The organism is Leisingera sp., assembly GCF_034669605.1.
Taxonomy (GTDB): Bacteria; Pseudomonadota; Alphaproteobacteria; order Rhodobacterales; family Rhodobacteraceae; genus Leisingera.
This window is the reverse complement of sequence record NZ_JAXMOX010000360.1, coordinates 1-2319: the sequence shown is the minus strand read 5'-3', so window position 1 is coordinate 2319 and position 2319 is coordinate 1. Positions and strand designations below refer to the sequence as shown.

The 2319-nt window shown below is 65.8% G+C and carries 3 protein-coding genes; all 3 read right to left on the bottom strand.

Annotation, left to right across the window (positions count from 1 at the left end; all coding sequences use genetic code 11):
- Positions 1–636: DMT family transporter (locus tag VOI29_RS24210; RefSeq protein WP_323784416.1), on the bottom strand; the 636-nt coding region annotated here is incomplete at its 3' end.
- 49 nt (positions 637–685) lie between these two features.
- Positions 686–1267: an N-acetyltransferase gene (locus VOI29_RS24205; protein WP_323784414.1), complete on the bottom strand. Its 582-nt coding sequence runs from the start codon at positions 1265–1267 to the stop codon at positions 686–688.
- A gap of 140 nt (positions 1268–1407) precedes the next feature.
- Positions 1408–2319 (bottom strand): chaperonin GroEL (groEL, locus tag VOI29_RS24200; RefSeq protein WP_323784412.1); only part of this gene is annotated, 912 nt, incomplete at its 5' end.

Here is a 2319-nt window from a genome sequence, read left to right as displayed (position 1 = left end):
GGACAGCACCGCCAGCAGCACGCCATACCCGCTCAGCACCGTGCCGCCGCCCGCCAGCAGCATGACCGGCAGCATCATCACGCTGGACCAGGCGAAATTCACCGCCGTGGAGACCAGCGGCTGCCGCGCGCCGCGCCCCAGCAGGCTGTAGATGCCCCAGCCCAACCCGCTTGCGGCCATCAGCAGCGAGGCCGCCAGAGGTGCTCCGCCCGCCTCGGCCGGCCAGACCACATAGGCCAGCCCGGAAAACGCCAGAACCGCTCCGGCGGTCTGGGCCGCCCCGGTCCGGCTGCCGCGCAGAGCGCCCCACAAGACCATCGAGATCTGCACAACCCCGAACAGCACCAGCGCCCCCAGACCGGCATCAAGATCCTGATACGCCAGTGTGAATCCCGCCATATACAGCGTCAGCGCCGCCCCGCCCCACAGGCTGGCAGGGCGCAGAAGGCGCTCCCGGCTCCAGGTTTCCAGCCCCCGCAGCCGGCAGAGCAAGGCCAGCATCAGCGCCCCGGAGACCAGCCGCCACAGGCCAAAGCCGGTGGCATCCATATGCCCGCCCGCAATCGCGGCCCGGCCGAGGATGGAATTGGCCGCAAAGGCCAGCATGGTGAGGCAGACGAGGAGAAACAAACGCATGGGCATTGGCTAGCGTGCCAGACTGCACTGCACCAATGAATTCTTTGTGTCACAGGGCAGAGAAAGCGCGCGGGTAGATCAGTTCCGCCTCCGGCGTGTCATCGCCCCGGCGCAGGATCAGCGTGTATTCCAGCGGGTATGGGCTGCTGAGCTTCTGCGCCCGTGCCAGGCTGAAACCGTGGCGGCCGTAAAAAGACGGTTTCCCCAGGACAACGATCGTTCCGGGCAGAGGTTCCTGCACGCCTGCAGGGGCGGCATCATAACAGCTCTGCAAGTGCTGCAGCATCCGCGCGCCGAACCGCCACGGTCCGCGGCACACCTCATCCCGCGGCCCGCCAACCTGCATGTCCGGGCTGCCCTCCGCCAGCCTGCCGCCCTGCCACTCGGGCCGCACTGCCATCGGCGCCAGGCAGGCCCAGCCCTCCGGCGCCCGCATCCGGCTCAGGGCAAAATAGCCGCCTATCTTGCCCTCCCAAGGCGTCTGGAACTCATACAGCATATCGCCGTCCGCCCGCAGCTGCCGCACCAGCCGCGCCTCGGCATCGGTGGGAAAAGCCGCCTTCAGCAGCGCCTCCACCCCGTCATAGTGCGCGTCCGTGACCCCGGTCAGGACATCCGGCCCAATACCCATTTTTGCGTCTCCCGCATTCCCCTTTGCATCAATACCCGCGCCGCAGGCAGGCCGGCAAGGCGGGCCTGATGTCCCCCCGGAAACGAAAAGGGGCCGCCCTTGCAGGCAGCCCCAAAGTCATCCGGATGGATGGCTGATGCTTACATCATGCCGCCCATGCCGCCCATGCCGCCCATGTCGGGCATGCCGCCGCCGGCGCCTGCGCCTTCTTTGGCGGGTTTGTCAGCAACCATGGCTTCGGTGGTGATCAGCAGGCCGGCAACCGAGGCTGCGTCTTCCAGCGCGGTCCGCACCACTTTGGCCGGGTCGATCACGCCGAAGGAGAACATGTCGCCATATTCTTCGGTCTGCGCGTTGAAGCCAAAGGCCGGGTCGTTGCTTTCGCGGACCTTGCCGGCCACAACAGCACCGTCAACACCGGCGTTTTCAGCGATCTGGCGCAGCGGCGCTTCGATCGCCTTGCGCACGATCACGATGCCTGCGGACTGGTCGGAGTTTGCGCCTTCCAGCGATTCCAGAGCCTTGCCGGCCTGAACCAGGGCAACACCGCCGCCGACGACAACGCCTTCCTGCACAGCTGCGCGGGTCGCGTTCAGCGCGTCGTCCACACGGTCCTTGCGCTCTTTCACTTCCACTTCGGTCATGCCGCCGACGCGGATCACGGCAACACCGCCTGCCAGTTTGGCAACGCGTTCCTGCAGCTTTTCACGGTCGTAGTCGGAGGTGGTTTCTTCGATCTGAGCGCGGATCTGGCCAACGCGGGCTTCGATCTCGGCTTTCTCGCCGGCACCGTCGACGATGGTGGTTTCGTCTTTGGTGATTTCGATTTTCTTGGCCGAACCCAGCATGTCCATGGTCACGGACTCAAGCTTCATGCCCAGATCTTCGGAGATCACCTGGCCGCCGGTCAGGATCGCGATGTCCTTCAGCATGGCCTTGCGGCGGTCGCCGAAGCCCGGTGCCTTGACAGCAGCAATTTTCAGGCCGCCGCGCAGCTTGTTGACAACCAGGGTTGCCAGCGCTTCGCCTTCAACGTCCTCGGCAATGATCAG

Bases quoted from the DNA above. Each gene is read 5' to 3' on its own strand.
- VOI29_RS24205 (WP_323784414.1), bottom strand. From the start codon at position 1,267: ATGGGTATTGGGCCGGATGTCCTGACCGGGGTCACGGACGCGCACTAT.